Consider the following 21,249-nt stretch of genomic DNA (forward strand, 5'->3'; position numbering starts at 1 on the left):
TCAGTGTATTCGAAGACGGATACCTATACAATCCCCCCAATCTATTGATATATTTACTAACCCAGATCAGAGTGCGTCTCGAGTCGCTGGCGGCCGATCTTCTCGATCGTCGTCAGACCGATTGAGAAGGCATATTGCGGACTTCGCGAGCCAATGTTTCGTCGGTACGAAATCTCGAGAAGTGTCTCCGTCGAGTTCAGACGCCGAGATCAGCTCATGAACGACCGTCTGTCAGCACGTTCGTGGCGCATTCCCATGATTTCGGCCAGTAGTGCGAACGAGGCCATCACCGTGATACTGTCATCAACGTGGCGTTCACAAACCGCGGCGATCACCGGTTTTAGCTGCTCCAGCACCGACTGAATCTCAGTGTGGCCGAATCGACCGAGCCGCTGTGCCGCGCCGGTAACCCAGCAACGAACGAGTACGCATGCGCGAGGCAGGCCTCGGGCCGCGAGAGGCCGTGACGCTGAGCGACGACGCCGAAGACGACGGGGTAGTGACCGGGGTCGAGCCGTTCTCTATTACGTCGGCGACGGTCGCTGCAACTCCCTCGCCGTCCGTTTCCTCGTCTCCCGCCAGCAGCAGCTCGCAGAGCTTCGCGCCCGCCTTGGTCGAGCTCTCGCGGAACTCCGCGGGCATCGTCACCGCGTGGAGCTGCTCGTCGACCGCGAACAACTGCTCGCGATCGACGCCGGCGCTCGCGGCGTGGGCGTTCGCGACCGCGACGGTCTCGCGGGGACCGACGAGCTGCCGGAGGTACGCCGCGATCAGCTCCCGGAGATCGTCACCGTCCGCGATCCGATCCTCGTTTATGTACTGCTCGAGACCGTAGGAGGCGGTGTAGCTCCCGACCGGGAGAAACGAGTCCGAGAGCCGCAGCGCCGAGAGGAAGGCGACGGCGTCAGCGGTCGTGGGCATGGTGGCGTCCGTGCAGATGGTCGTGATCGCCACTGTGGTCGTGACCGTCTCCGCGGGTGTGTCCGTGACCGTGATCGCTACCGTGAGCGTGCTCGTGGTCCGGCCCGTCCTCGAGTTCCGTGACGAACAGGTCGGCTTCGACGGTTGTCTGCCGAATCGCCGAGCCCGGAACGACGTCCGCGACTACCCGTTCGACGATGTGACGGTCGGCCTCGAGAGGGGGGCGTAGACGATGCCGTCTTCGACGGCCGGGTCCCAGTGCTGGTTGCCGATCCGGTGGCCGAGCTCGACCGCCGCATCGAGCGCCACGGGATCCGCCTCGGGGAGCTCGACCGCCAGCGCCTCGCGGGGCTCGAAGGCGACGACGATCAGCCGCTCTTCGTCGGCGAGTAGGACATCGCCCGCCGAAACCGCGGGCCGATCCAGGACGACACCGACGTCAGTCCCCGCGTCGGTCGTCGCCCGGAACCGCGACCGACGTCGGTTGTCGGCGTCGATCACGATCCGCTCGAGCGTTCCGTTCGCGGCGTGTTCGTCCCGCAGCGCCGCGAGCTCGTCGTCGGCGTGGACGTTGCCGACGCCGTCGATGCGCTCTGTCAGTATTACAGTCTATTATTTCGGGTACCACCATCGTCGGGTGAGATACGCCGTAATTACAGTGACCGCAACCGCCCCGAGGAGCGCGTAGAGCTGGACCTCAGACAGCGTCTGGACAGCCTCGCCGAGCGCCAGCACCAGCAACGCTTCTAAGAAATACCTCCCCCCGCGACCGATTAGTGATGCGATGAGGTACGACCGGAGATCAACCCCCAACGCGCCCGAGCTGATCGAGAGCAGTTCGTATCCTTCGGGGATCGGGGCAAACGCTCCAACGGCCAGGGTCACCGAGCCGTATTTCTCGAAGTAGGTTTCTGTGCGTTTGACCCATTTACCGGCGAACCGCGATTCGACGGCGGGACGACCCCCTTTTCGGCCGATAGTATATCCGACGAGACCAGCGCTGACCGATCCTCCGGTCATTACCGCAGCGTAGACCAAAGCGAGTTCCGGGGTAGCAACCGCAAGAGGAATGAGTACGAGATCCGGGGGTACGGGAAGGAGAAAGAATTCCAAGAATGCGACGGCAAACAGTCCCGGTACTCCCAGCGACACGAAGAACTCGCGGGATAGCTCGAAGGGTTCTGCAAGTTTGGATTGGAACATACTACTGAATCACACAGTACTCGCCTGATCACTGCTGGTCGTCAGTACACGGATCGGCCTCGATAGTTCTCGATTACTGCTAATCGTATTTATGTCTCTAGTACCGTTCTATCAACTAGATTATTGTACTAGTTGAGCAGTACAGACTAACATAGATCATTGCACACTGCGTAACTGATGGTCCGCGCGTAGCGACAAATATTATGGGCAGCATCATAGAAACATTTATTACTGAAATGGTAAATGACACCAAATGGCACTCGTCAGCGAGACGGAGTGCTATCGAGAGCTAGAGATAATACATGAGCGATTCAAATCAGGCAGATACGGGAGGATCCAGTGCTAGTGGCCGCTCGACGAACCGTCGGAAAGTTCTCCAAGGGCTCGGTACCATCGGCCTCGGAAGTTCGTTCGTCGGAGTCGGACAGGCGACGGGGAACAGATCCGGTAAAGGGCACTCCGAGCGCGGGGCGAACGAAATTCCGATTTCCACCCAATTCTACTCGTACGCCGAGAATTCGGATTTTTCGGTCGCGGAACTCATCCGGGAGAGTGCCAACGCCGGGTACGACGCGGTCGAACCCTTCATGCTGGACGATGAGGAGGAGATCGCTGCCGCACTCGAGGAGACGGGCCTGGAACTGTCCACTGCACACGTCGGCATCGATGAGCTCGAAGCGGACTTCGAAGAGACGGTCGAGACCTACTCGGAGTTCGGCGCTGACGCGCTTATCCACGCCTACGAGGGCGGCGGGACGTGGGAGAGCGAGGAGTCCGTTATCGCGTGGGCTGAGCGAGTCAACGAGATGGCGGATCGCGTCGCCGACGAGGGACTCGAGTTCGGCTATCACAACCACGCTCACGAGTTCGTAGAGATCGACGGGACGTACGCGTTCGATATCTTCGCCGAGCACATCAACGAGAACGTCCACCTCCAACTCGACGTTGGATGGGCCCTCGTCGGTGGAGCGAATCCGGTCTCGGTCCTCAACAGGCACAGCGAATCCATCAAGTCACTCCACATGAAGGATATGACTACCGATGGAGAGTTTACGGAGATCGGCGAGGGCGACGTCGATATGGAGGCGATCGCGAACGTCGCTCGAGAGGCCGGGGATGTAGATTATCTCGTCTACGAGTACGACGCGGCGCCGAACCCCATCGAATCCCTCTACACCGGCGCCCAATACCTCGAAAGATGGAACGGACCGCAACATCGAAGCGGAGCCCCCTCCGAAGAGTGGCCGCCCCGCGTAGTGCCCGGTGCCGAAGGGCTCAGCGCAGACCCGCCGTCGGACGCGACGATCCTGTGGGACGGTGAGGAGGCCACCCTCGACGGCTGGCAACACTATCCCGATGGAGGTGACGCTGAGTGGATCGAGCACGACGATTACTTCGAAGTCAATCTCGGAACCGGCGATATCCAACCCGAGGAGTCGATGGGTGACTGTCACCTCCACCTCGAGTGGCGAGTCCCCGAAGGCTTAGAGGGAGAAGGTCAAGGCCCCGGGAACAGCGGCGTCTTCATGATGGAGACCTACGAGTTCCAGATCCTCCAGAGTTACGACAACCCCACGTACCCGAGCGGTTACGCCGGATCGTTCTACAAGTTCCAGGAGGGAGGTGGCAGCGCGCCGCTAGTCCTCCCGATCCGACCGCCGGGCGAGTGGCAGGAGTACGACCTCATCTGGCGCGGTCCGCGCTTCGAGGACGGCGAACTCGTGCGTTACCCCCAGGCGACGCTCTTTTTCAACGGTGTGGCCGTCCAAACTCACTTCGACGTCCCGGGCCCCGTCTGGTGGGACACGCTGTACGACTTCGATCACGAGGAGTTCGGCCATCCGCGGGACGACGACGGACGATTCCTCGAGCGGGTCCCCTTCAACCTGCAGGACCACGGCGGCGACCAGGACGAGGTCCACTTCCGGAATATCTGGTACCGCGACCTGCCCGAAGATCCCGTCGAGATAGACGAGCCCGATGCGATGCCTCAGTACGACAGTTCGGGCGGCGCCTACGAGGAGCCCGAGCAGATCGAGCCCGGTGGAGCGGGAACGACCGGCGACGCACCCGAAGACGCCGACGTGTTGATCGATAACGAGCTAACGCTCGAACCGGGCGACGGCGACTGGGAGAGCGACGACGAGTACGGCGACGCGCAGTTCCACGTCGAGTACCGTGTCCCCGAAGACGTCGAGGAGTGCGGCGTAGATCGGGGCAACAGCGGCGTCTTGATGATGGGCGAGTACGAAATCCAGATCGTCGATACCTATTACAACGACGTCGACGCCGACGAGTGGGCCGGCGCCTACACGGACCAAGCCGAACCCCACCACGACGCCGTCCGCGAACCCGGCGAGTGGCAACAACTCGACATTCTCTGGCAGGGGCCGCGCTTCGACGGTGACGAGGTCCGCCCGGCACAGGTGACGGCGCTGCTCAACGGTGTCGCCGTCCAGACGCGGCTCTCGGTCGATGGACCGAACGCCGACGGCACGCTCGGCGAGTACGAAGAACACGCGTCCGAACTGCCGCTCCGCCTTCAAGAGGGCACCAGCCGAGTACAGTTCCGAAACACGTGGGCGCGTTCGCTCGACTGACCGGGTAGGGAATACCGACTCTCGGCGAACCTCTCCTGCCCACACTCGCGGCTGATGCCGTCACCTCCTCGAGGGTGGGTTTCCTGCTTCGAGGACACGCTTTGGGACACACGAGTTTCGCGAGTGACGGCACCGTCTGACGGCCTTCTCGTCGCGTTCGAAGCAGTCCGTTACACCTGAGACTTTGAACCTCGCACGACGATCGTCACTCGAGCATCCGACGCTGCCCTCTTCTCATCGAATATAGAGCGGCTACCGAGGTATCGAGCGACCACTTTCCGCCGGTTTAGAGGATCGGAGGGGAGATATCGGAGCGATCCGTCTCGTACTCCGGGTCAACTCGCTCTTCGGGGGAAATAGGAACCCCTCGAATTCGAACGCTCAACTACCCGTCATCGTGTGCTATTTATTTCCGTTCGATCTCCCGTTCTTTCCCTTATTATGAGACTTCCCTCGAACGACCTCGAACGGAAGCATCATATCGTGGTCTTCGTGCTCGAGGATGTGACAGTGCCACGGGTACCGTCCGGAAAAATCTCCGAACTGTGTGATGATTCGCACCGTCTCGTCTGGATCGACGCGAACGACGTCTTTTTCTCCCAGTTCGTTCGGACCGGGATCATCGGTTCCGTCCGGGCCGCGCCCGAGGATTTCGAATCCGACTAAGTGAAGGTGAATCGGGTGCGTGTGACCGGTGTTATTCTCGAGCTCCCAGATTTCAGTCGTTCCCAATTGCGGTTTCACTACGGCATCTTCGTCGTGTCCCCTCGTATTATTTAGTAGATTCACGGGTAGATCGCCGTCCATGGACATGTCGAGAGTCATCTTTCGGACTTCCTTTGCGGACTCTTCGGTGTATTCCCGGCGAGACGGCAACGCTAATCCCGTCGGGTCCGAGCTCGTATCCTCTACACCCGCATCCGATTCGGAGACTCTGATCTGGAGGAGTTCTTCGAGATCGCTTCCCTCGTTTTGACCCATGTACGGGAACTCGGCACTATTAGTGACGGTGAAGGTCTCGCCGGCGTAGTCAGAAAAGTCGACGATAACATCTGCGCGCTCGAACGGAGTGAGGACGAGCGACTCGAGGTTTCCTCGCGACCCGATCGGAACTACGCTCTCTAAGAACCCTTGATCTGGAGCAATCTGGTACAGTAGTGGAGCGTCGGTATCGGACTCAGTTCCGAGTCGGAGACCAAACGCGCGGCCGTTCGAGCCGTTGACTATACGGAAGCGGTAGCGACGAGGCTCAACCTCCAGATAAGGCCATACGGCGCCGTTGACGACGGCGGTGTCGCCGGCGAACTCCGAGACGAAGGATTCGGGATAGTACAACGATCCATCCTCGTTAAACGTCCGATCTTGCAGGAGAAGCGGGACGTCGTATTCTCCGCTCGGTAAGTTGAGTTGCTCTTCTTTCTGACTCTCGATAAAGTAGAAGCCGGCCAGTCCAGCGTAGACGTTGAGCCGAGTGATACCACGCGCGTGATCGTGATACACTGACGACATCCGGGACTGACGATTCGGGACGTCTTGTACCTCCTTGGCAAACTCTGGACCCGTGACTCCGCCAGGAGACGTCCACGCACGTGATTGCCCGTCGCTCTCCGGTTCGATGTTCAGTCCGTGGAGATGGGTCGCCGTCCGAACCTCCGGAACCGGTCCGTCGTAGTCGGGGTAATCTTCCGGAGAGGTTCCTCCGATCCGTTCGTCAACATTGAGGAGGTGGTCCTCGGGAAGATCACTGTTATCGAAACGTAGCTTCGCCCGTCGATTCCGCGAAGCCTTAATAATCGGTCCAGGGAAAACGCCGTCGAAGCCCCAGAGCCTCGTATCCGGAAGATCCGGGTGGAGGCTCTGTGTGAACTCTGTTATGGGAACGTCGTAATAATCTGCACCTCTGCGCTTTCCGTCAGGCTCTCTCACTTCCGGGATCGGTAGCGGCTGAACGTATTTCTCGAGGTCGGGCGATGACGGATTCTGCCCCGGATTCTGATCCGGTTCGTCGTCGGTACCGGTACTGATCTTCCCCGCCATCGAGTTGGGGTGGGGCTGACAGCGGTATTCGGCCATTTCGTCAGTCGCAGTGAACTCGACGGTCTGCGTCTCTCCCTCGCCGGTGAGCAACTCAGAGCTAAGTATTTCATCACTATCGGAATCGACGATTGCGAAGTTATGAGCAGAACCATCGACGTTCGTCCATTCGACAACGTATTCCTCACCTGCAACTAACGAAAGAGTGGGATTCGTCTCTCCTTTCACTTCTTCTGGCGAAACTCCGGTCCAGCCCGTAATCTCTCCCTCGAGTTCGATTACCTCATCACTAATACCGTCCCGACCACTGGCCACACCACTCATGCCGGTAATTCCGGCGATAGCGGCTGCTTTCATAACATTTCGTCGCGACGATAGCGCGGAAATACCAATGCCCGAATTGTCTGATGCTTGATCGCTCATATCCGCGTCATCCTGGTGATAGTTATCAGTCATCTATATCTGTTCCACACGGATAATCCTTCGATTAGTATTAATATCTTTCCACGGATTATATTAGCGTAGGATATATTTTAAAGCCATGTTAAAAAGTATTTTACTAATTGTGATTTATATGAGTAGGATATTTAGATAAGAGACAGGGTAGAAATTAGAACTGCTGTACGAAGTGAAGTAAAAAACGGGTAGATTTTAGAGGGTTACTCTTCGCTCTCGTACGGTTCACCGACGCTCGAGGGTACTCGCGTTTTCCCCCACGCTGTGAGTACTACGATCACAGCGATATACGGGAAGAGATTGACGAGTCGTGCCGAAACTTCGATCCCGACCATTTGCAACTGATAGTTCAGCATATCTAATCCGCCGAATAGCAGCGCTGCAGCGGCCGCACCGATCGGATTATAGTTGCCAAACAAGTAAGCGACGATACCGATCCATCCGCGGCCGTCGACCATCGTTTCTCCGGTGCCGACGAAATTACCGGCGTGTGCGAGGAGCACGGCACCGCCCAGTCCCGCCATCGCACCGGAGAAAATAACTGCTGCGTATCGGACGCGATTGACGTCGATGCCGGCGGTGTCTAATGCTTCCGGGTTCTCGCCGGCCGCCTGTATCCAATACCCGTATCGAGTACGATAGAGCAAGACCCAGGAGACGAGTACTATAAGAACGGTAAGTAACACTAACGGAGACTGCGTGAAGAGAGCCGAACCGAACCACGGTATCTCCTCGAGGTTGGGGACGGCTAAGTAATTAATACTCGCGAGACCCGGACTGGATCTGCTCCCCCAGAGGATAGCCGCCAAAAACGGCGCGAATCCGAGACCGATGAACCAGACAGCCAAACCAGCCACGATCTGGTCTGCCTTATACCGGATTAGTAAGACGGCAAAGAGCGCGGCGAATAGCATCGTAACGATAACTGCAACGACGATAGCGAGCCAGATATGCCCCTGAGAGGGCGAAGTACCGCCGAGAAGGTACATCGTCGCTGCTGACGTGAACGCTCCGAATATCATGAACCCTTCGAGACCGATGTTGAAGACGCCACTCTTCTCCGCGTATAGTCCTCCGACAGCTGCGAGTGCGATCGGCGTCGCCATTTGTAGTGAGCGATTGACGTAGCCACCCGTGAAGAGACGGTCGAGCGCCACGTCGAACCACACGGTGAGTAACGCACCGAGAACGATCAGCGCGACCACAGCGAGACCACCGATCTGAACTCGCTTCTGCGTCGTGTAATCGGCGACACTCATCGGTCATCACCTCCGAGACCGGTTCGTCGAGCGATCATCCGAAAGAGCTCCGGGACGGCGACGAACAGGACGACGAGACCGACGACCCCGTCGATCAGTTGAACGGGGACGTTGCTATTGATCTGAATGTGCGAGCTAGCGGACTCGAGTCCGCCAAACAGTATTCCTGCCGGAATGACCCCAATAGGGTTATTTGCTGCGAGCAAGCTAATGGCGATCGCGTCGAATCCGTAATTTCCGACGCCGGATGGATCGGTGTAATATCCTTGGATCATGATAACGAAAACTGCTCCCGCTAACCCGGCGACGATTCCCGAAAAGGTCATAGTCGAAACGATCATTCGTTTGGCGTCGACGCCGGAATACTTGGCTGCGGATTGTTGGTAACCGCTCGTCACCATGTCGTAGCCGAAGCTAGTTCGTGTCATGACGATAGCAACGAACGCGACGACAGCAATCGTGACGATAAGGCCGACGATCGAGAGGTTCGGATCTTCGAACACGATCGAAGGCAGTGAGACGTTGTCCGGGAGTCGTTCGGTCCGTGTCGCGGTTGATTCGGGATCGTTGAATGGACTCGAAACGAGCCATCCGACGAAACCGATGGCGATGAAATTCAACATGATCGTCGTAATAATCTCGTTCGCACCGCCGTACGCCTTCAGCACACCGGGTAATGCGGCGTATAGGCCACCGCTAATAACGGCTGCGAGAGTCCCCACGAGTATTAATACGGCACCGCCGATCATCCCGTCGGGTAATAGCGGGGCGAGCCAAATGATCGAGATCACCGTCGCGATGCCGCCGACGATAAATTGGCCCTGAACGCCGATATTGAACACGCCAGCTCGGAACGCAATCGCCACGGCAATACCCGCGAGAACGAAAATCGTCGAATAGCGCAACGTCCGTGCGATCGCTCGTTCACTGCCGAACGAACCGACGACCAGTTGATTGGCGAATCGAATTGGATTATGTCCGGCCGCTGCGACGATGATGAGACCGATGAGAAGTGCCAACGTTGTCGACGCTATTGCGATGCCGATCCGCTCGAGTACCGTCGCATCAAGCATGCGAGCAGCGGCGTAGTCGAGTACTGCACGGACTCGACCCGAGTCGGAACTACTCATGGTTGTACACCTCTATCAGATTGACTTGCATCCATTTCATCTTCTTCTTTCTCTTCGAGCTTTTTCCCGGCCATTAATAGACCGAGCTCTTCTTCAGTTACGTTCTCCGGATCAACCGTATCGATAAACCCGCCTTCGTACATAACTGCGATCCGGTCGGAGAGTTTCTGGATCTCTTCGAGTTTCGATGAGACGACGATAATCGATAGTCCTTCGTTGCGAAGTTCGATCAGCCGATTGTGGATGAATTCGATCGAACCGATGTCTACTCCACGGGTCGGATGTGCCGCCACCAGGACGTCCGGATCGTGTCCGATCTCTCGACCCACGATGAATTTCTGCTGGTTCCCTCCGGATAGCGACTCTGCACTGGTGTCGGGGTTCGGTGGGTGGACGTCAAAATCCTCGATAATCTCGTCGGTGTGATTACGGACTGTCGTCCAATCGACGAATCTGTTACTGGCGTACGGCTCAAGAGTTTGATTTCCGAGTAGCGCGTTCCGAACGAGGTTGTAGTTCTGTACCGCTCCCTCCGTCTGTCGATCTTCGGGAATGTACGAGATCCCGGCCTCGATACGATATCGGCGACTCGTCTCGGTGATATCCGTCCCGTCGAACGTGACAGTACCCGTTTCGACGGAGCGAAGTCCGGTAATCCCTTCAATCAATTCGGTCTGCCCGTTTCCTTGGACACCAGCGATCCCCAGGATCTCGCCCTCCCTGACGGAGAAACTAACACCACTGACCTGTTCGCGGCCACGGTTTCCTTGCATTTGGAGGTCATCAATTTCGAGTATCGATTTACCCGAGGTCGCCTCCCGTGCTGGTCGATCGAACGACACTTCACGACCGACCATCATCCGTGCCAGATCCTGTTCGGTAGTGTCCTCCGCGTTCACGGTATCGATAGCTTCTCCATCCCGAAGAACGGTGATATGATCAGCTATCTCTAGCGCTTCGTTCAATTTGTGCGTAATAAAGATAAGCGACCGAGCGTCCTCTTTGAGATCGCTCATCACCTCCATCAGACTCTCGACTTCCTGTGGAGTGAGTACGGCGGTCGGCTCATCGAGTATCAGGATATCCGTACCACGATAGAGACTTTTGATGATTTCAACGCGCTGCTGGGCACCGAGGTCGAGTTCTTCGATAGGCGTATCCAGATATTGATCGATATCGAAGTTGTAGCGCGAGCAAATGTCCTCGATGTCTCTCCTGGCGGACGACTCGTCGACCAGTCCACTTTCAGTCGGTTCGTGACCCAAAATAATGTTCTGTAGTACCGTCATCGGCTTCACGAGCTGGAAGTGTTGGTGAATCATCCCAACACCCGCTCGCATCGCATCTCGAGGCGATTCGAAGTTCTGCTCTTCACCGTTAATGTAGATTGACCCCTCGTTCTGATCGTACAACCCGTAAAGGACACTCATCAGTGTCGTTTTTCCGGAGCCGTTTTCTCCGAGAAGGGCGTGTATCGATTCCTGCTCTAACGTTAGGTTGACATCATCGTTAGCCACGACATCACCGAACCGTTTGGTGATTCCTTCGAGCCGAACTGCAGGTGGTGTGTTACTATCAGACATTGTATTTTAGTATTATATGATAACGATTACGATGGAGAACGTCAGATAATTAACAGCTGGTCGGACCGCAGGACAGTTCGATCTCACCGTTTTCGTACGCTTGCATGGCCTCTTCGAGGTTTTCGTCCACTGAATCGGGGAGTTCGCCTTCGAATTCCTGGCCAATTACGAACTCGATACCTCCTTGCTCAATACTGAGGTTGTTTTCTCCAGCGTACTCAGCAAAATCTCCGTTGATTACTGATTCTGCGACCTCGTAGGTCGCTTCGTTGAGGGCCTTAACGGCGGAGCCGAGAATCACTTCTGCATACTGGTCTTCCTCTACGGACTGGTCGACGTCAACGCCGAGTGCGAATCGACCCTCCGACTCTGCAGCGGAAAAGACACCGGCCCCCCCTGCGGAAGCAGCGTGCCAGATAATATCGGCCCCGTCGTCAAACTGCGATCCAGCGATGTTATTTGCTGGCCCTGTATCGTTAAAGCTACCGCTGTATCCGGTGAGAACGTCAATGTCGTCGTTCACCCATTCGACGCCTTCGATGTACGATTCTTCGAACGCGTTAATTAGCGGAATATCCTCTCCTCCGACAAACCCGACGATAGATTCGTCTGGATCGGTAGCATAGTCTTCGTGCTCGAACTCTTCTTCGGTCATCGTTCCGGCGACGATACCTGCAAGGAACGACATCTCGTTGTTCATCTCGATCCATCCCGATACGTTGTCTGCACCGTCGATCACATTATTAATGAGCATCCAGTTCTGATCCGGATACTCCTCAGCGTTCATCTCTAGCGGATCGGTGTGATTGTCTCCGACACAGATAATGAGATCGTAGCCGGACTCGGCAGCGTCCGCCTGTATCGACTCGTACTGTGCTTCTTCGGTCGCCTCAATCGTCGAATACTCGAGTTCAAACTCTTCTGTTGCCGCTTCGAGCCCTCGAACTGCATCGTCGTTGAATGCGTTATCGTCGAAGCCAGCAGGACTCGAAATGATCGCAATTTCGTTTTCACCACCCTCTCCTTCGTCACCGAGACAGCCCGCGAGAGCAGCAGTACTGACAGTAGCTGCACCGGACGCGAGAAATGTTCGCCGGTTGACTACGATTGGCGAATCACGCATAACACCATTCTTGGAATTCATTCTACCAGTCCAAATGAGGCCAAAGATTATAAATTTACTTACCGCTGAAAGAATCTTGAATTCGCATCGATACAGATATCATTGGTTTAACATTCAGAAATGCAAAATATACAATTGCTAGGTAGAGGGTACAGCTTCCGGTCGTGTGCTCTGGCAGTACCGACAGTGAGTATGACCCTCTCCACCTCCGCGGTTGACGGCTGCATTTTGTTCAGGACAGTCGGTGACGTATCCAGTTGAAGATCAACTGAAGGTCCATTTCTCGGTGGGTTCTGAATTCGGAGACCACTTCGACGCGTATAAATCGTAGACCGGCGGCCGAGAGTCTTACTGGACGTCGATGTCGCCCACCATCACTCCTTGGTGAGGCTCGCAAACGTACTCAGCCATCTCGGCGGTCGCCTCGAAGTGGAGCCACTGATCACTATCGGGCTCGTCCGTTATCTCGGTGGCCAGGTCGTCGATGACGTTGCCCTCCTCGTCTCTGATCGCAATGTTGTGGGCGCTGCCGTCGCCGGCCGTCCAGCCGATTTCGTACTCCTCGTTTTCGACGAGAACGAGCGTCGGATTCTGTTCACCATCGATTTCGTCAGGCGCGATACCGACCCAACCGGACGTTTGGCCGTTGAATTCGATCGCCGTGCCCGGTTCGATCGCCTCGTCCGGAATAGAGTCGTCATCGTCGTCGCCGTCGTCGCCGTCGTCGGGGCTTCCATCCGGGAGATATTCGACTACGTGGATTCCGGAGTACATTCCCATGATGACGAGTTGACCGTTCGGCAGAACGTCCATGTCGTAGGCGCCGCCGATGTCGTTATCCGGGAGGAATTCGTTGATCTCGAGGCTACCGTCTTCGTTGTAGGTGAAGTAGCGGATCACGTCCGCATTACTCGGGTTCATGAAGAACTGCTTGCCCTCAAAGTACGGATCGAGAGCACCTTCACCATAGTCGTCGGAGTAGCGGTAGGCGACACCAGCGTCTGCCGAGCCGCCCTCATCCAGCTGCGGCCACGTGATTTCACCGGGGCGTGGCATGTCCGCCCAGGGCGGTACATCCGTGTACGTATCGAAGCTCTGGGGATGCCAGGCGATCGCCGGCGTCACGTTCGGGATGTTCTCGATCCCGGTGTTGTTTCGCGACCGGTTGCGGAGATTGTCGAACCAGAACGGTTGGCCCGACTCGCCGGTCTCGAAGTCGTACTGACGGTTCGGATAATACCCCTTGAAGAACGGATGGCCGACGTTGCCCGGCTTATCGAACAAGTGGTAGGTCCCCTGACCCACCGTTCCGAGGTCCGGATCCCAGTGGGTCGCGTCGTTGCCGTAATCGCCGATGAACAGGAAGCCCGTGTGTTCGTCGACGGTGATCGTAAAGGGATTCCGCGTCCCCATTACGTAGAGTTCCGGCAGGAACTCTTCTTCGTCGTACGTTTCACCGGTTTCTCCTTCCCACCACTCCTTGAGATTGCCGTCGGGAATCTCGTAACCGCCATCCTCTGTAGGCGTGATCCGAAGGACGCTTCCGCGGAAGTCTGCCGTGTTCCCGGACGTGCGCTGGGCGTCGGAGACCGCGGCGGGCCGATCGCCGACGTATCCTTCGCGTTCGTCAGTCATCGACCAATTGACCTCCTCGTCCGGGGCGCCGACGTTGTTGGAGTCGTCACCGGTCGTAATATAGAGGTTGCCCTCGGTGCCGAACTCGAGGTGTCCACCGATGTGACAGCACGTCTCGAGCTGGAGGGGGATCTCGATGAGAACTTCCTCGGAATCAGGATCGAGGACATCTCCGTCCATCTCGAATCGAGAGACTCGCTGGAGCATCGTCGTAATGTCCTCGTGATAGGGATTCTCGACGAGGTCGAAATCGTCGCTAGAGGGGTGGTAATAGACGTACACGTAGCCGTTCTGCCCGAAGTCGGGATCGACGGCGACACTCTGGCCACCGAGCTCGCGAGCGTTCCCACCCGTCACTTCCTCTGCGCCGACGATAACGTCGAGTTCGAGCGCAACTTGATGTTCTCCGTCATCGGGGTCGACGTAACAGACCTCGGCCACGTCGTCGCCGTGAGAGACGAAGTCTGCACCGCGACCGATATACCAGATGCGTCCCTCGGGGTCAACATCCATCGCCATTAATTCGCCACTGGCCTCTTCACCGAGGTTGTGAACCTGGTAGTTGTCCCAGTTGGTTGCCTCCTCCGGATTCGTGGACCACTCGTGGTCACGATGCCAGAGTACTTCCTCTTCGATAACGAGTGTGCCACTCGCGTCGTCGTCTTCGGTGGCGATGGTGAAGGTGTACTCGCCGGGATCGAGATCGGCGGTTTCAACGCCTTCGAAGGTCACGACCTCGCTCTCGTCGCTGTCGAGCGTGAGTTCCTGCGAGTCGACGTCATCGTCGTCGACGAGAAGGACGATCTCTTGCGTTTCTTCGCTTTCACCGGTATTGGTGATCGTCGCAGAGGCGTCAAAGGACGCTCCTTCTTCGACGGTCGTCTCTGTGGGATCGAGGTCGCTCACCTCGAAGGCACCCGGGGCTGCCTCTACCTCGATCTCCCCCGCCATCTGGTCGGGGTAGGATTCGCTGTAGTAAGCGGCCATCTCTTCGGTCGCGGTGAACTCGACGATCTCCGTCTCGCCCTCCCCCGATGTACCATCGGATGCGAGGATCTCGTCGCCGTTCTCGTTTACGATGACGAAGTTGTGGGCCGTTTCAGTCGTGTTCGTCCACTCGACCGTATACTCTTCACCAGCAACCAACGAAAGAGATGGATTCGTCTCGTCCTCGATCTCTTCTGGTGCGAGCCCTACCCACGCGTACTCGAGGTCACCGTCGCCCTTCTTCCCGTGTGCCGGCGCATGGTCTGGTGGACCCTGTTCACCCGCGTGGTCCGGCGGACCCTGTTCGCCCGCGTGGTCCGGTGGCCCCTGCCCGTTCTGGTCGTCGTCGGTTCTGGTTACTGCCTCGAGTTCGATTACGCTGTTAGCCATCATTGTGTTATTGTCGTTATTGCTCTGGGTTTTCATTCAAGCTTTGCAGGGTGAGTATCGGCACCGGGGATGCCGGGAATACCATCGGGATCCCACGGGTGATTGATTTTATTGAGCCACTCACCAGCGTGCTCGATAGATTCGTAGGGCTGTGGCGAGTTGTCATACTCGTAAACGAGGTGATCGACTTGAGATACGTTACGCGCCGCAGTAGCGACTGCACGCTGATTGATATCCCCTTCGTGAATTTCCGTGAGCTGATCGTCCTCTTCGGACCAGTTCTTCATATGCAGCGACTTGATCTGATCGCCGTGTTCGATGATATAGTCGATCGGATTCGGGCGGTCTACACCCGCATAAACCCACGCCACGTCGAGCTGCAAATAGACGTGATCCTCGATATTCTCGAGGAATACATCGTATGCCCGCTCATCGGCGTCATCGAGGTAGTCGAACTCCCAATCGTGATTGTGATATCCAAATTCGAAACCGTGATCTGCCATCAGGTCCGCGGCTTCGTTGACGCGCTGTGCGATTTCGATGACGCCTTCTTCTGTATCCCATCCATCGCCGATCGCGGGTTCAACGAGTGGGGGATTACGGCCGTCCTCAGCGAATTGTTCGTACGTCTCGGCTGTCCCCTCGGGATCGTTTTCGACGTCATCAATACTAACGTGGGCGCTACTCATGTACAGACCGGTATCATCTTCGGCCTCGAGCATGTCGCCCACATCGTCGATCATGAACGGCTCGTACGAATCGAGGCCAGCCTCAGCGCTGAGGCGGATCAGATCAGCGTTCGAGTAATCGTCCAGGTTGTTGAACGAAAAGAACTGGGATCCAGTCGGGATTTCCCTGTTCTGATCTACCTCTGCGAGGTCGGCCTGCACCTGGGGAGTTTCTTCGGCATGTGCCGAGCCCGCCGTGACAGCACTCGCCACGCCTGCGGCACCGATACTTTGCAAGACCTGCCGGCGATTCACACTCAGGCCCTCGCTGTTTCTACTATCCTGCACACGTGACTTTCGTGGCATAGGATAAGTGTTACAGACGAAGTATTTAATCGCTTTGGTGGGTTGAATACGGTGATAAGACCAATTGGTTTTATATAATCGATTACAGCTGACTGCCGGCGTTTTCTGTTATAACGTAACTGAGACGACTGAGAGCATGTATCAACTAGTTTCGTAATAGACGTCGGTTGCCTCCTGAGAACATCTGGAGCCGGTTCCGAACGGAATACGGAATTGCTCGGTGCTAAGCAGTTCGAATACCCCAGTAGTCTCGAAGCGACCTACATCGATTGATGGTATAATTCTGATCTCTGGCCGTTACCGAAATACGGTCGGTTGCTCAAACCTTTTCCCAGTTCAGCCCTCTCTGAACTAGTTTACGGCCAACTAGACGGTAGTTTTACATATATCCCACTATATAAGCATAAAATATTATATTCTGGAATTATCTAATTATATTTAATTTTAATTGGATTCAAATACCAAAGTTCCAATTATTTCGCTATTTTACACCTATACATCTGTAAAAGGAGTGAGTGATATCATCAAACGGGAGACGACACTCCATACCACGTGCACCTCGAATTCTTGTTCGGTATTCCCAGAGGGGGCGTATTTTCCGGAAATTATTTCCTCGAAGCATAATATTTTATCAGAATGAAATGCACCGAATAATATTCGGCGACGATACTGAGGCCGATTCACCTATATGCGGTCTGTGTACCTATCCGAACGAAACACTCGACAGTTGATCTGTAGCCAACTACCTAACATATGTCTGTCAACAATCTCCTTAGCGACGTACTCAGCGAGACAGCGAATTGGCCCTGGTGAACACCTTCATCCTCACCGCTACGTGAGTTATAAGATAGAATTTTAGCGTTCGTTACTTCTACTATTCGAGACGATAATTAGAACCGCATATTCAAGAGGTGGTTAAAATTATTCGAATAAGGAACTCCCAGTACAGGATAACGTGATAGTATCTGACATTCCCAACAGATCTGCAATCGTAGGAGTCACAGCGGTCGCATCAACAGTCTCGTCAATTTCGAACGCAGAAGCCGCTGGACCGCCTAATCCGTAACAGCCGTAAGCGGACTCGTCAACGCGGCCGTGGGATCCGCTGACTTTTGTTGAATCAAGCGATACAAGGCCGTCGCTGCCGAAAAACAGCTCACAGGGATCGAAGCCGGGTTTTTTGTGGATATCCATATCTGATGCATACGGCGGAGCGTTCTCACGGTCGCTCCACCAGTAGTACTGGAACCACGCAGTTTCGTCTGCGATTAGAACGAATTCGCCCGCGTTTTGATGATTGACCCCGTATTCGCCCTTCTCTGACTCCGTGAGTACCGAGTCAATTCCTTCGAGACCATCGATGGTAGCACGCGTCTCTTCGAGAGCGCTCCCGTCAGCGTAGACGTGAGCAATCTGGTGATCGACCATGGCGAAAGAATCTGATCGCGATAGATCGACGTCTCCTTGTTCGTCAGTCACGAGCAGACCCGCTTCTCGGAGTGCACGATTTGGAAAGACTGGCTGCTCGACGTCGTGAAAGCCGTACTCACTAACGAGATTCACAGCAGTTTCATTCCAACGATCAGTGCTCGAGAGATACGTGAAAAACTCGTTTAGGAGCCCGTCGACGGTCTCCAGTTCATCGTTGAACGCTTCAGAAGAGGGACCGTCGCTCTGGCCGGCATAATCCAAGTGCGGAACGTACACCCAGAGTAAATCGGGATCAAACTGGTCGATCGCTTCACGTGCGGCTGACAGTATCCACTTACTGCTCTCTTCATTAGCACCGGGTCCCCAATAGCTGTGTAACGGGAAGTGTTCGTGCTTCTCGCGAAGATCGGTGTAGAATCCCTCGGGGTTCGTCCAGCAGTTCATTTCGAGGATATTATTATCCTCGTCCTCGATCGGCGAAGGAGTAACCGCGATATCTGCCGTAGTACCGATCAGATGTTGGAAAAACAGGACGCCAGTAGTTAGTCCCGCCTCGTCACTAGCGGCTTCCCAAATCCGGGTACGGTCTGCACGATCACGCTCCCAGAGTTCGGCAGTGTCGTGCTCGCGGTCGTACTCGCCGTTGGAAATATCCCCGTGTTCGTGCGGGAACTGTCCAGTCGATAGTGTCGTCTGGCAAGGAACTGTCACGGCGGGAAAGGGCGGCCGAAGATCGGTCAGATGGGTATCCGCAAAAAGCGAATGAACCGCGGGCATTCGTTCTGCGTCGATATGACTAGGTTGAAGCCCGACGATATCAAGGACGATTACTCGCCCAGCGGAGACAGATTTGTCCGTACTATCAGCGCCGCAGTTAGCGTTAGATCGGTTTATTGAATCAGTCATCTCTTCTCTCGAAATCACTCGTGCCGTTCAGCGTATTCGTACAATCGATTCAGCTGTTGGGAGAAGTCGTGCTCGTCAACACCGAGCGGTGCCTTGAAGAACGACGCAAGCTGGGGCTGAAACCCACCTTCGCCGTGTTCGTCAGCATGGGCAACCAGTCGAACGAGATCGAGTACTAACGGTGCGGCCAGTGCCGAGTCCGATCCTTCCCACGTAAACTGCATTTTCATCTCTGTGTTGAGAAACCCTTCAAAGTGAATATAGTCCCAAGCAGTCTTCCAGTCCGCAAGCGATGGCGTGTAGTCAATACGGACACGATTGTGCCCGATTTCTGGAAGAATTGATTCGAGCACATCCCCTTTACTCGAGAGTTTTCCGGCTGCGTTCGCCTCGTCCTCGAGGACGAGTCCGTCTCGATTTCCGAGAATGTTGTGCCCTTCCCAGGAGAGAACCCGTAGATTACGGCCGGCGAACATCGGTGCGAGAGCAGACTTGACGAGTGTCTCGCCGGTTTTCCCGTCTCGTCCCATGTGCGGTACCTCGGCTTTATCGGCCAGTTCACACAACCCGCCTAACGCAGATCCAGTACTGGGTGTGAAATTGACGTACGGGTGACCCTCAACTAACGCAGCGTAGGCGTAGAGTGCGCTAGCCGGCAAGTCTCGATCATCCGTCTCAATCGCAGTCTCGAAATCGGATAGCGTCTGGTATCGGTCGGGTGATTCTAACGGTGGTTCCGTTGAGGCGACGTTCACGACAATCAACCGCTCGACATTTTGTTTTTCTACGAATCTCGTATAATCCGTACGGATCTGTGAAACGATTTCGCTAACTGTCGTATCGTCAGTTAACCGAGTGTCGGAAAGATCCTCGACGACTTGTCCGCAACGTCGAGCCGTCCCGCTATTGATCCGGTCGTCAACCTCGCGGAGATCCTCTCGAACAGTCTCCAGCGTTTCGCTGTCTGGAACGTTACCTGATCGATGCGCTTCTGCGGCCGTCTGCTCGATACTCTGACTTCGGATATCGTGTCCTCCGAAAACTAATTGATCGATCTCTGGAAGATCAAGCGACGCCGCCGGCTCTCGAGCCGTTACCAGTCCTGTTGTATCGATAGCTCCTCTCGCGATAGCTCGTGCTCCGACGATCGACATAGTCGCGACGTTCCCCCTCGCACCCACTAACCATACTCCTGTAGTCATACTATGTAACTTGAAACAAGAGATTAAAAAGCTTTCCTTAGAATAGATATTCCGACAAATAATCCCTCGAGGTTCAGTACCGATTCACACTGTATTCCGATTTTAAATCATGCACATATACTCGATTTCCCATAAGTAATTTTCGACGTTATCGGGACAACTCCTAATTCCCCGATTCATTTGAGTATAATATTATGTGTAATTGACTCACTTGCCGGAGTCCATACCATTATGAATTTACTACCATTATACAGAATCATCTCTTCAAATCTTTCATAATTCTTTACAATAGTACAACTGTAATTTAATAATTTCTTCGTCCTCCTCCGTTAATAATGAAACTGAGTGAGTAATAACTGGACTCCGGGTTGCAAAAGAATTGTATCTATCCGAATCAGTTAAATCGTAGTTGTGAGTAAATACAGATGGATCTAAATAAACAGTAGTGGATACAATTCATGGAAGCAACAGAATACGATTAGACGAGATACTGTTTTAATTCGTCATAGGCCGTTGCCGCCGCCTGATCCGGGGTATCCGGATAGGTGTATAATTCTAACGTTGCGAACCCCTCGTAGCCGATCTCGTCTAGGGCCGCAAAAATCGCTTCAAAGTCTAAGTCCCCCTCTCCGGGTATTCGATGGTAATGCTTACCACGTCGGCCTCCGACGATATCTTCCAGATGAACTCCGGTAATGTAGCCAGCACACCGCCGAACGCTCTCAGCCGGATCTTCACCGTAGACGGCCGCGTGGCCGACATCTAGATTTACGCCGAGAGCATCGGTATCGATTTCATCGATGAGCGTTAATACTTCGTCGGTGTTCTCTACGAGGAGCTCTGGTTCGTACTCGATTCCAACCGAGACGCCCACCGATTCGGCGTAGTTCGTGATTTCACGGAGTGAGTCGAGCAGGTATTCTCGCGCTCGTTCGGGTGGATTTCCCGGTAACGGCCGCCCGGTCGCGATGCAGACGGACGGAGCATCCACTGCTGATGCGAGGTCGATTGCGCGTTTCGTGTAATCGACTCGCCATGCGCGCTCCTCATCGTTCGCAGTGATGATCGTCGGATCGAAAAATGACGATGGAGGTGCATCGTCATAGTATCCGGTTGTCGTATTCGCATTGATATTCGATACTTCGATCCCCGTCTCGTTCAGTGTACCTTCGAGTTCTTTCTGATCCGACTCATCGAATTCCGGAAGGAAAGCGTGCGGAGTGTCGGCGAGTAGTTCTACCCCGTCGTATTCGTGACCCGCGATTCGCCGAACGGCATCTGGAAGGTCGGTCCGTGTATATGCATTAGTAGAGAATGCAAGCTGAACCATATTTTATAATTCATCGATTCACATT

The 21,249-nt window shown here is 55.2% G+C and carries 12 protein-coding genes and 2 pseudogenes; 1 reads left to right on the forward strand and 13 read right to left on the reverse strand.

What is annotated here, in order from left to right; genetic code table 11:
• Window positions 1–209: 209 nt before the first annotated feature.
• The 3 genes and pseudogenes from NED97_RS20455 to NED97_RS20465 form a co-directional block, all read right to left on the reverse strand.
• Window positions 210–921: pseudogene (locus NED97_RS20455) on the reverse strand (urease accessory protein UreF).
• Window positions 905–1,521: pseudogene (gene ureE, locus NED97_RS20460) on the reverse strand (urease accessory protein UreE). Before ureE ends, NED97_RS20455 begins: the two co-directional pseudogenes overlap by 17 nt.
• Before the next feature lie 12 nt (window positions 1,522–1,533).
• Window positions 1,534–2,124, reverse strand: a complete 591-nt coding sequence (locus NED97_RS20465; RefSeq protein ID WP_252490926.1) for a YqaA family protein — start codon at window positions 2,122–2,124, stop codon at window positions 1,534–1,536.
• 302 nt (window positions 2,125–2,426) lie between these two features.
• Between NED97_RS20465 and NED97_RS20470 the strand changes: the two genes are divergently transcribed.
• Entirely contained in the window at window positions 2,427–4,724 is a 2,298-nt protein-coding gene (locus NED97_RS20470) for a family 16 glycoside hydrolase (RefSeq protein WP_256493433.1), read from the forward strand.
• Window positions 4,725–5,126: 402 nt separating this feature from the next.
• Here NED97_RS20470 and NED97_RS20475 read toward each other — a convergent pair whose 3' ends face one another.
• From NED97_RS20475 to NED97_RS20520, 10 genes are all read right to left on the reverse strand, one after another.
• On the reverse strand, window positions 5,127–7,115 hold the full coding sequence (locus tag NED97_RS20475; RefSeq protein ID WP_252490928.1) for a multicopper oxidase domain-containing protein: 1,989 nt from the start codon (window positions 7,113–7,115) through the stop codon (window positions 5,127–5,129).
• A 302-nt stretch (window positions 7,116–7,417) separates the two neighbouring features.
• On the reverse strand, window positions 7,418–8,473 hold the full coding sequence (locus NED97_RS20480) for an ABC transporter permease (RefSeq protein WP_252490929.1): 1,056 nt from the start codon (window positions 8,471–8,473) through the stop codon (window positions 7,418–7,420).
• Entirely contained in the window at window positions 8,470–9,603 is a 1,134-nt protein-coding gene (locus tag NED97_RS20485; protein ID WP_252490930.1) for an ABC transporter permease, read from the reverse strand. The genes NED97_RS20480 and NED97_RS20485 overlap by 4 nt, the downstream gene beginning before the upstream one ends.
• Complete coding sequence (locus tag NED97_RS20490) at window positions 9,600–11,186, reverse strand: ABC transporter ATP-binding protein (protein WP_252490931.1); 1,587 nt, start codon at window positions 11,184–11,186, stop codon at window positions 9,600–9,602. Before NED97_RS20490 ends, NED97_RS20485 begins: the two co-directional genes overlap by 4 nt.
• A 49-nt stretch (window positions 11,187–11,235) precedes the next feature.
• Entirely contained in the window at window positions 11,236–12,330 is a 1,095-nt protein-coding gene (locus NED97_RS20495; RefSeq protein WP_252490932.1) for a substrate-binding domain-containing protein, read from the reverse strand.
• Between the two features lie 327 nt (window positions 12,331–12,657).
• Window positions 12,658–15,321, reverse strand: a complete 2,664-nt coding sequence (locus tag NED97_RS20500; RefSeq protein WP_252490933.1) for a PQQ-dependent sugar dehydrogenase — start codon at window positions 15,319–15,321, stop codon at window positions 12,658–12,660.
• A gap of 32 nt (window positions 15,322–15,353) precedes the next feature.
• A complete protein-coding gene (locus NED97_RS20505; protein WP_252490934.1) occupies window positions 15,354–16,355 on the reverse strand; it encodes a sugar phosphate isomerase/epimerase family protein in 1,002 nt (333 codons plus the stop codon).
• Between the two features lie 921 nt (window positions 16,356–17,276).
• Window positions 17,277–18,692: an alkaline phosphatase family protein gene (locus NED97_RS20510; protein ID WP_252490935.1), complete on the reverse strand. Its 1,416-nt coding sequence runs from the start codon at window positions 18,690–18,692 to the stop codon at window positions 17,277–17,279.
• Between the two features lie 14 nt (window positions 18,693–18,706).
• Window positions 18,707–19,894: an inositol-3-phosphate synthase gene (locus NED97_RS20515; RefSeq protein ID WP_252490936.1), complete on the reverse strand. Its 1,188-nt coding sequence runs from the start codon at window positions 19,892–19,894 to the stop codon at window positions 18,707–18,709.
• Between the two features lie 478 nt (window positions 19,895–20,372).
• Window positions 20,373–21,224 carry a sugar phosphate isomerase/epimerase family protein gene (locus NED97_RS20520; RefSeq protein WP_252490937.1) on the reverse strand — a complete coding sequence of 284 codons (852 nt, stop codon included), beginning with the start codon at window positions 21,222–21,224 and terminating at the stop codon, window positions 20,373–20,375.
• Between the last annotated feature and the right edge of the window lie 25 nt (window positions 21,225–21,249).

The sequence above is a fragment of the Natronococcus sp. CG52 genome (genome assembly GCF_023913515.1).
Taxonomy (GTDB): Archaea; Halobacteriota; Halobacteria; order Halobacteriales; family Natrialbaceae; genus Natronococcus; species Natronococcus zhouii.

Excerpts from the sequence above, each read along its gene's own strand:
- NED97_RS20465 (WP_252490926.1), bottom strand. The coding sequence starts at position 2,124 with ATGTTCCAATCCAAACTTGCAGAACCCTTCGAGCTATCCCGCGAGTTC.
- NED97_RS20470 (WP_256493433.1), top strand. The coding sequence starts at position 2,427 with ATGAGCGATTCAAATCAGGCAGATACGGGAGGATCCAGTGCTAGTGGC.
- NED97_RS20475 (WP_252490928.1), bottom strand. The coding sequence starts at position 7,115 with ATGAAAGCAGCCGCTATCGCCGGAATTACCGGCATGAGTGGTGTGGCC.
- NED97_RS20480 (WP_252490929.1), bottom strand. The coding sequence starts at position 8,473 with ATGAGTGTCGCCGATTACACGACGCAGAAGCGAGTTCAGATCGGTGGT.
- NED97_RS20485 (WP_252490930.1), bottom strand. The coding sequence starts at position 9,603 with ATGAGTAGTTCCGACTCGGGTCGAGTCCGTGCAGTACTCGACTACGCC.
- NED97_RS20490 (WP_252490931.1), bottom strand. The coding sequence starts at position 11,186 with ATGTCTGATAGTAACACACCACCTGCAGTTCGGCTCGAAGGAATCACC.
- NED97_RS20495 (WP_252490932.1), bottom strand. The coding sequence starts at position 12,330 with ATGAATTCCAAGAATGGTGTTATGCGTGATTCGCCAATCGTAGTCAAC.
- NED97_RS20500 (WP_252490933.1), bottom strand. The coding sequence starts at position 15,321 with ATGGCTAACAGCGTAATCGAACTCGAGGCAGTAACCAGAACCGACGAC.
- NED97_RS20505 (WP_252490934.1), bottom strand. The coding sequence starts at position 16,355 with ATGCCACGAAAGTCACGTGTGCAGGATAGTAGAAACAGCGAGGGCCTG.
- NED97_RS20510 (WP_252490935.1), bottom strand. The coding sequence starts at position 18,692 with ATGACTGATTCAATAAACCGATCTAACGCTAACTGCGGCGCTGATAGT.
- NED97_RS20515 (WP_252490936.1), bottom strand. The coding sequence starts at position 19,894 with ATGACTACAGGAGTATGGTTAGTGGGTGCGAGGGGGAACGTCGCGACT.
- NED97_RS20520 (WP_252490937.1), bottom strand. The coding sequence starts at position 21,224 with ATGGTTCAGCTTGCATTCTCTACTAATGCATATACACGGACCGACCTT.